Raw genomic sequence first — 8,605 nt, forward strand, 5'->3', positions numbered from 1 at the left:
AAATATATGTTGGGTATTATTTCGTTTGTTGCTTTAGTGTTTTTAATTGTAAATTTTATTCCTACGCTGATTATTAATAATGATGAAGTAAAAGTTGCTTCCAATATTATTATCATCTGTTTTGCCGGGTTTACTTTATTACAACAAATAAAAACCGGTAAGAATATGAGCAGATTCACTTTAATCGATGCGTGTATTTTCTTCTATTATTCTGTTTCTGTCTTCTTTTTTATTGTGCAGCAGCAGGTTAAAAACCTATCAGAAGATAATTTTTATATGATTTTAGGAGTTAATAATGTTTTATCGGGTATTTTGTATTGTTCAATTATTTACACATTTTTAAAATTAAAGAAGTAACCTTAAATATCAACCTGCTTATTCTGATAATTGTAACGCTTGCAGTTATCGTATTTTTTATATTGCTGGTTTACAAAACTTTTATAGATCGTATTTTAAAAGAAAAAGAAGCCCAGAATTTAGCAGAAATTCAGCATCAGAAGCAGTTGGTTTTAGAAAATACCAAGGTGCAGGAAGAAGAGCGTAAAAGGATTGCGGTTTCGGTGCATGATGATATTGGCAACAGGCTAAACATTCTTTCTTTATGGTTAAATAATCTTGATATTGAAGATGAATCTACTTCAGAAGTTATTTCAAGCCAGATCTCAGAACTGATTGACAGTACAAGAAATATTTCACACTCTCTTTATCCTGTGAATCTGGAAAAATTAGGGCTGATTTTATACATCGAAGAATTAATTACCAATTTATCGGCAAGAATCAGTATTTCGCTTCATGTCTCTTCAGAATACCACAAAAAAGATGTGTTCGTAGAAGTGCAGATTTACAGAATTATACAGGAGTTTACAACAAATGTCATTAAACATTCAACGGCAGATAAAATAGATATTCTCATCAAAGATTTTAATGATTTTACAGGAATTGTTATCTTTGATAACGGGCAGGGTTTTGATTATGAAAAAGTGAAAAAAGGGATGGGAATCAAAAATATAGAATCCAGAATGCAGTCGATGGATGCCGCATTCAAATGGAAAAGTATCATAAATAAAGGAAGCCGATTAATCTTTAAAATTCAGAAAAAACAATGAGTGGCCAAATAAAAATTGCCTTGGTAGATGATGAGCAGCTAATTCTTGAAGGGGTAAAAATGTTGTTGTCAAAAGAAAAAAACTTTTTGGTAACGATGATGGCAAATAACGGAAACCTTTTTCTCGAAAATCTTGAGACATGCTCCGAAGAAGATTTTCCCGATATCGCTTTGGTTGATGTTCAGATGCAGCCGATGAACGGTTTCGAGCTGGTTGAGATCTTAAAAGATAAATATCCGGATCTGAAAATTATTATCCTTTCATCTCATTACAAAACATCGGTTTTAGGTTACATGGTTAAGCTGGGAGTTTCAGCATTTCTTCCGAAAAATTCAGACAAAAAATTATTTATAGAAGCAATATCAAGAGTTTTTGAAAATGGAATTTTCTTTACCAACGAAGATCATGAGATGCTTCTTTCCTACATGAACAATACTTCCAAGAAAAAATCGCTTTTCAGTATGGATTATGATCTTTCTGAAAGAGAAAAAGATGTCGTAAAGCTGATCTGTCAGGAATATACCAATCACGAAATTGCAGAAAAACTTTTTATCAGTCCGCGAACTGTAGAAAGCCACAGACAAAGGGCTATCGAAAAAATCGGCGCCAAAAATACGGTCGGAATTGTAATTTACGCCATCGTCAACAATATTTATTCTCCCGCATAAAACCTGTTCCGTACAAGTACGGAATTTTTATTTGGTTATTTCTACGCTACTATTTGTTCTTTTATTCTCGTTACTTTGAATTGTTATTTTTAAGTAAAGCTTTACAAAAATATTTTTCAAAAAAACAACCAAAAAACAAATAGTAATCATGGAATACAGAAACAATGAAGTTGTTTTTGCATCTGGTGCAAACAACTTGGTAAAAGGCAGTTTTACCGTAAAAGATTTTTCCGTTACAGACGGTCAGGATCCGAATCATCATATTCGTCAGGGATTTTCTGCAAACTGCGGAAGCGACGGAAAATTTAGCTTTTCTATCGGCAGAAAAGGTTCTAAAAAAGTTGCAGAATGGTTTTCAAAACAGGTCAATAAAAGTAATACCACATTCAATCACGATCCTGATGATTTGAATTTTGCAATGTTGGGAACTCTGGTTTTAGAATTTCAGAATAATCAGATTTTCACTTTTAATAATATTATTTTAGCTCAGGGTCACAGTGCGGGAAGCAACAATTGGTGGTTTGGCGGTGCAGATTGCCATCATATCGGCGGAAACAGAGTAAGTACAGCCGTAAAAAGCAACAAAGGTCCGTTGAATGAATTTATCTTTCAAAGAGGCGGTAATTCTGTAAATGAAATAAGTTTTTCGTTCGGAATGATGATGAATCGATGGATGGATAGTATTTCTTCAGAAAAAAACCTGAAACAGATCACCATTCCCGGAAGTCACGATGCAGGAATGTCTCAGCTCAGAAACTGCGCACCTTTGAATTTTGCAAATCATTTGGTAAAAACTCAGTACGATTCAATCGGGAAGCAGCTCGAAAACGGCTCAAGATATTTTGATGTGAGAATAGATTTCGACAAAGATAAGCTTGTCACCTACCACAGAACCGATGGTAAAGGATGSAGCGGCGAATATTTTATTGATATTCTGAATGACGTAAGAAGTTTTCTTAAAAATTCACCTTCAGAAATTGCAATCCTGAAAATTTCTCACATCCGCAATTATGAAGATCATAAACCAAGCGAGATTATTCCTAAAATAAATGATGTGATCAATAATTACAGCGATATTTTATATAAATCTAATGATCCGCAAATTAACATTTCACAAATAAAATTGGGTGATTTAAGAGGTAAAATGATTGTTGTGTTTGATTATGACGATTTTATAAATCCGGCTGAAGGAAAATTCAGATATCATGATTTTGGCGATGGAAGCTATAATCTGGAAGTTTTTGACCAGTATGCAGATACCAATAATTATGATAAAATGAAGGCTAATCAATTGGCTAAATGGGACGAGTTTTCTAAAAACGCAGAGAATAAAAACAGCTTATTCCTCTTATCGTGGACGTTGACGCCGCAAGGTTTTACCGACTTTTTCGACTCTATAGAAAATATGGCTAAAGAGGCCAACGCAAAATTACCGGCAGTTTTAAAATACGAATTTGTAAACAAAAGACATGCTTTACCCAATATCGTTTATATCGATTTTCTTACCAATCAAATTTCTCAAAGCATTGTAGAATTTAATTTTTAAAAATAAAATAAGACACCGGCAAAACAAAGCCGGAACGGTAAATATTCATGTTAAAATTTAGGATAGAGCTGTCTCACAAAGGCAGCTCTTTTTATTTTACTGTCATTCATTTCTTTTCCGTATTTTTGCACCCGAAAAAGATTCACATTCATTATTCACTTTTAATATTCATTTCAAATGCTTTCGGTTCAGGGTTTAGGATTACATCATTCGGGTAATTATTTATTTCAAAACGTAAATTTTACCATTAAAAAAGATGATAAAATTGGTTTGGTTGGTAAAAACGGAGCGGGGAAATCTACGCTGCTAAAAATGCTTTCCGGAGAAATCAATTTCTACGAAGGAAATGTGGTTCCTGAAGGAAATATTACCATTGGTTTCTTGAAGCAGGATCTTGATTTTGTGAAAGGAAGAACCGTCTGGAACGAAACGATGCAGGCTTTCGAGCAAATAAATGCATGGAAAGAAGAACTGGAAGAAATAAACCATCAGTTGACCGTAAGAACCGATTACGAAAGCGATTCTTATACGGATTTAATTAACAGAATGACTGATCTGAACGACCTTTTGATGCATCATGATGCCTACAATCTGGAAGGTGATATCGAAAAAGTTTTGTTTGGTTTAGGTTTTAAAGCAGATGATTTTCAAAAAATTACCGACGAATTTTCCGGAGGTTGGAGAATGAGAATCGAACTGGCAAAGCTGCTTCTTCAGAAAAATGATCTGATGCTTCTCGATGAGCCTACCAACCACTTGGATATGGAATCGATTATCTGGCTTGAGAATTTTCTGAAAGAATATCCCGGTGCAATTGTTTTGGTAAGCCACGATAAACAGTTTATGACAGCGGTTTGTAACCGTACTTTTGATGTGAATAACAGAAAAGTTGACGATTATAAAGCCAATTATTCTAAATATCTGATCATGCGTGAAGACCGCCGTGAAAAGCTGATTCAGGCTAAAAAGAATCAGGATGCGGAAATCAAGCAGATGGAAGATAACATCAATAAATTCCGTGCAAGTGCGACCAAAGCTTCTTTTGCCCAGTCTTTGATTAAAAAATTAGATAAAATAGAGCGTATCGAAGTTGATAATGAAGACGTTTCTAAATTCAATATCCGTTTCGTTCAGTCACAGGTTCCCGGAAAAGTTATTTTCGAAGCTGAAAATCTTGGGAAATCTTACGGTGAAAAACAAATCTTTGATGATGTTGATTTTATCGTTCAGCGAGGCGACAGAATTGCTCTTCTTGGTCAAAACGGACAAGGGAAAACGACTTTAGCGAAAATTCTGGCAGGAGATATTAAAGATTATTCAGGAAGCTGGAATCTTGGCCATAATGTAAACATTGGTTATTTTGCTCAAAATCAGGAAGAAGTTTTAACACCAAATAAAACCGTTCAGGAAGAAGCGGAAGATGCCGCAACCGAAGAAACAAGACCGAGAGTAAGGGATTTATTAGGATCTTTTTTGTTTCAGGGTGAAGCCGTAAATAAAAAAACAAAAGTACTTTCTGGAGGTGAAAGAAACCGTTTGGCGCTTTGTAAATTACTTTTACGTCCGTTCAACACGTTGATTATGGACGAACCTACCAATCACCTGGATATTCAGTCGAAAGAAATTATCAAATTAGCTCTACAGAAATTTGAAGGAACCTTAATTGTAATCTCGCACGACAGAGAATTTTTACAGGGACTCTGCGATAAAATCTACGAATTCCGTGATGGTAAAATGAAAGAATTCTTAGGCGACATCAACGAATATCTTGAGTTCAGACAAAAAGAATCCATCAGAGAAATTTCTGCCGAAAAAGCAAAACTCCACGGAGAAGAACCTAAAGTTGAGGTAAAGGCTAAAAAAGTTGAAGAAAAACCAACAACTAACAACCAGCAACCATCAACAATTATAAGTAAAGAACAGAAAAGCATTCAAAACAAAATAAAAAAAGTTGAAGAAAAAATTTCTGAACTGGAAACCGCAATAGAAAGCTTCGAAGCATCTTTCACCAAAGAAAATCCTTCTGAAGAAACTTTAGAAAAATACAACAAAACCAAAGAAGACCTCGATCTTGCTTTGCAGGAATGGGAGCATTTGGGAACGCAATTAGATTAATTTTTTCTTAAATAAATGACAAAAAGATGGACTTTGGTTCATCTTTTTTTGTGAGATAATATTTATATTAAAAAAAACTTGTAATTAAAAATGTGATTTAAGTTTGCTCCGGAGGAGCAAAACCTTTGTAGAAAGAATATCTTCAGGCGGGAAGCTCCGGAGGAGCGACACCTTTGTAAACAGTGATCCATTCACAAGCTTGCTCCGGAAGAGGAATATCTGTGTAGAAAATAAAATTGCAGCTACATTTTGCATTCCGTAGGAATGCTATCTTTTAAAAACAAATATTACCAAATAAAAATAACATTTAGACAAATCATTCTCAATAATTTTTTATAATTTTGCCAGATGATTTTTAAGGAAAGCCGACAACTAAAGAGTTTTATCTCCAAACTGATGTTTGGGATTTACTTCTTTGCGTTGTTTTCTTCAAGCTTTCACAATCATGATTCTGGAGATTTTAAGCATTTCAATCTTAAAAAAACAGAAAATTCTATCACCAAATCTGATGCAAAAGAAAAAGCAGGCGACTGTTTGGCTTGTCATTTCTTAGCAACAGGCAATACTTTATTACCAGACGAATTTAGTTTTACTTTGATCAAACATACTCATGAGGCAGAGCAGGTTTTTGCTGTACAGGAAAAAATCTGGTCGCAAACTAAATTTACCTTCCAACTTCGCGGTCCACCCGCAATTTCATAATCAATAGATTCTTTTCCGGATTTTTTTGCTTTAAATTTTTCAYAGGTTGAATAATTTTTAAATGCATGATATATTTTAATAAAACTAACCCTGTTTTTAACCATTAAGGTTAATTTAGGAGTTAAGTTTCATTAAGAAAAATCATATAGATTTTTAAGTATGCTTTAAAAAGCGAAGCTCAACTTAATTATTCTAAACTGCTTAATTAAAATCTTAATGGTTAAAATTTAGCGTGAAGATTTATAATTTCAAAAAAATCCAATTCAAATTTTAACGAAAATATGTTTTAAGTTAAATTCTAAAGGTTGTAAAACTTTTATAATGATTTTAATCATGTTATTAGATTTTAGTGTAATAGTTTATCATCTCACAACTGACAACTATCAACCGACAACTAAGAACTATTAACTTAAAACATACACAATCAATCTATTTTACAATGAAATTGATATACAGTTTACTGCTTATCCTTTGCGGATTTGCAATAACAAACGCACAGAAAACTTACACGGTAGAAGGAACTGTTCAGGATTTTCACGATAAAACCATGCTCGAAAACGCAGTGGTAAAAATCGGAGATTATACTGCAAAAACAGACAAAAAAGGAAAGTTTTCATTCAATAATATTCCTGCAGGAAAATATCAGCTCATTGCAAAGCATCCTCTGTGCGATGATTATACTGAAAATGTGGGAGTCGGCAGAGATTTGCACTTATCCATTATTTTAGAACATCATATAGGTGATATACAAACCGTTACCATTCACGGAAGCCACAAAACAAAAGGTTCTGTGATTATGAGAACGCTTGATAAAACTGAAATTGAAAGAAATTCAACTGAAAATCTGGGGAATTTATTAACCAGAATTTCAGGAGTTACAGCACTGAAAACAGGAAATAATATTTCAAAACCTGTAATTCATGGCTTGTATGGAAGCCGGATTTCTATTCTGAATAATGGGGTGAAAATGGCAGAGCAGGAATGGGGAGTAGAGCACGCTCCGAATGTTGATGTGTACGATTTTGAGCACATCGATGTTATCAAAGGTGCTTCCGCTTTGAAGTATGGAAATGAAGGAGTAGGCGGAGTTGTCGTTTTGGAGCCTGCAATTTTACCAAAGAAAGATACGATTATGGGAAGCGCTAAGCTTTCAGGAATCTCGAATGGAAAAGGTGGTGAGATTGCTGCAAATGTCGCAAAAACCTGGAAAAACCAATGGTTTGTAAAAACCGGAGGAAGTTACAGAAAGACGGGAGACCAATATGTTCCGCATCATACGTTGCAGAATACGGGTCAGGAATTTAACTCGTTTAATTTCTCTTTCGGAAAACATAGCTTTTTGCAGGGTTTTGATATTTCTTACAGCGGTATCAATCAGGAATTCGGGATTTACAAAGGTGCACATTTGTCGAGTCCCGACGATTTTCGTAAAGCAGTTAATCTGGGACAGCCTTATTTTCTGGATGATTTCAGCTATGATATGGTAAGTCCTAAACAGGTGGTTGATCATCAGATTGCCAAGCTTTCGGCTTACAGAAGATTTGCAGATTTTGGTAAACTTACCTTTCAATACAGCTTTCAGCGTAACAGAAGAGAAGAATACGACATCAGAAGAGCGGAACGTGCAGATTTACCTTCAATGGATTTGAGGCTGATTACGCATTCTGCAAGTCTTGTTCATTTATTGGAGCGCTCAAACTGGAGTTTGGAGAGCGGTATTTCAGGGACTTATCAGGATAATTTTCCTGACCCGAGAACCGAAGCGAGACGTTTGATACCTGATTATTACCGTTATGATGCAGGTGCTTTTTCGGTTTTTAAATATAGGTTTAATTCTAAATTTAATGCTGAAGCAGCAGTACGTTATGATTTCAGCAGATATGATTCTTACAAATATTATGATACAGACAAATGGGAAGAAAGTTTTTTCGATCTGTTTCCTCAGTTTTTTGTAAGTGAATCGGGAAGCAGAACTTTAACCAGACCTGTTTTAGATTATCATAATATTTCAGCAAATCTCGGGATGGAATACAAACCGACCGATCATATGGAACTAAAGCTGAACCTTTCGAGAGCTGAAAGAACTCCAAATGCTGCTGAACTGTTTTCAGACGGTCTTCATCACTCTGCAGCCATGATGGAAGAAGGGAATTTAAGTATAAAGAAAGAAACCATTTATAACGTTAATCTTTCTTTTGCAACACAATTCAATGTTCTAAAAGGTCTGCATCTTGAGGTAGCGCCTTACGTAATGTTGTCTGACAGCTTTGTAAATCAGATTCCTACAAGCGTTAAAACAACAATAAGAGGAGTTTTCCCGGTTTGGACGTATCAACAAATTAAAGCGAGGATTTTTGGGATAGATGCAGATGCAGAGCTCAAAATTTCAGAAAACCTTAAATGGAAATCAGGATTCAGTATTCTGAGAGGTGACGATCTTTCTAATAATGAGCCGCTGATCTTAATGA

At 34.7% G+C, this 8,605-nt stretch carries 7 protein-coding genes; all 7 read left to right on the forward strand.

What is annotated here, in order from left to right; genetic code table 11:
* Positions 1-6: 6 nt before the first annotated feature.
* Positions 7-357, forward strand: coding sequence for a hypothetical protein (locus AB4Y90_RS11830; protein ID WP_441557781.1), 351 nt, complete (start codon positions 7-9; stop codon positions 355-357).
* Between the two features lie 62 nt (positions 358-419).
* On the forward strand, positions 420-1,106 hold the full coding sequence (locus AB4Y90_RS11835) for a sensor histidine kinase (protein WP_441557782.1): 687 nt from the start codon (positions 420-422) through the stop codon (positions 1,104-1,106).
* Positions 1,103-1,774, forward strand: a complete 672-nt coding sequence (locus AB4Y90_RS11840) for a response regulator transcription factor (protein WP_441557783.1) — start codon at positions 1,103-1,105, stop codon at positions 1,772-1,774. The genes AB4Y90_RS11835 and AB4Y90_RS11840 overlap by 4 nt, the downstream gene beginning before the upstream one ends.
* 148 nt (positions 1,775-1,922) lie before the next feature.
* Entirely contained in the window at positions 1,923-3,320 is a 1,398-nt protein-coding gene (locus tag AB4Y90_RS11845) for a hypothetical protein (protein ID WP_441557784.1), read from the forward strand.
* Positions 3,321-3,497: 177 nt separating this feature from the next.
* The gene (locus AB4Y90_RS11850; protein WP_441557785.1) at positions 3,498-5,435 is read left to right on the forward strand and encodes an ATP-binding cassette domain-containing protein; all 1,938 of its coding nucleotides are present in this window, start codon (positions 3,498-3,500) and stop codon (positions 5,433-5,435) included.
* 396 nt (positions 5,436-5,831) lie between these two features.
* Positions 5,832-6,137, forward strand: coding sequence for a hypothetical protein (locus AB4Y90_RS11855; RefSeq protein WP_441557786.1), 306 nt, complete (start codon positions 5,832-5,834; stop codon positions 6,135-6,137).
* Between the two features lie 439 nt (positions 6,138-6,576).
* Positions 6,577-8,605 (forward strand): TonB-dependent receptor (locus AB4Y90_RS11860; RefSeq protein ID WP_441557787.1); only part of this gene is annotated, 2,029 nt, incomplete at its 3' end.

It is taken from the genome of Chryseobacterium sp. 2TAF14 (assembly GCF_052115105.1).
In the GTDB taxonomy this organism is placed as follows: Bacteria; Bacteroidota; Bacteroidia; order Flavobacteriales; family Weeksellaceae; genus Chryseobacterium.

What these genes read in the sequence shown, in the direction of transcription:
- AB4Y90_RS11830 (WP_441557781.1), top strand. Translation starts at nt 7, where the DNA reads ATGTTGGGTATTATTTCGTTTGTTGCTTTAGTGTTTTTAATTGTAAAT.
- AB4Y90_RS11840 (WP_441557783.1), top strand. Translation starts at nt 1,103, where the DNA reads ATGAGTGGCCAAATAAAAATTGCCTTGGTAGATGATGAGCAGCTAATT.
- AB4Y90_RS11850 (WP_441557785.1), top strand. Translation starts at nt 3,498, where the DNA reads ATGCTTTCGGTTCAGGGTTTAGGATTACATCATTCGGGTAATTATTTA.
- AB4Y90_RS11855 (WP_441557786.1), top strand. Translation starts at nt 5,832, where the DNA reads ATGTTTGGGATTTACTTCTTTGCGTTGTTTTCTTCAAGCTTTCACAAT.